This window comes from Leptotrichia sp. OH3620_COT-345 (assembly GCF_003932895.1).
Lineage (GTDB): Bacteria > Fusobacteriota > Fusobacteriia > Fusobacteriales > Leptotrichiaceae > Pseudoleptotrichia.
This window is the reverse complement of sequence record NZ_RQYW01000158.1, coordinates 1-337: the sequence shown is the minus strand read 5'-3', so window position 1 is coordinate 337 and position 337 is coordinate 1. Positions and strand designations below refer to the sequence as shown.

Annotated in this window: 1 pseudogene; it reads right to left on the bottom strand. The window is 39.2% G+C overall.

The window, feature by feature from the left end:
• Positions 1 to 337 (bottom strand): annotated as a pseudogene (locus EII29_RS11685) (transposase); the annotation flags it as partial.

Genomic DNA, 337 nt, shown 5'->3' with positions numbered 1-337 from the left:
GGACGACGATGCATGTATTCATAGAAACCTGAGCGAGAAACCTTAAGAACTTTTACTGCATGCTTAATTTTTATCTTCCCATGATGTTTCAAGAGAAATTCAAAACGTTTTACTTGCTTCGCTTCAAGAAGACCCGGAACTTTTTTAGAAGTTCAAGTTCCTCCTGAAGATAACGATTTTCTTTCTCTAACAATTTAATCTTATGTTGGGCATCAGCTAGGGCTGTCCCATTGCCTGGAAAAGCACTTTCTCCATATTCTTCAACTTCTTGAACCCAGCGATAAAGACTATTGGCATGAACCTCAAGCTCTTGGCTGACTTCTTTAACAGAGTAACC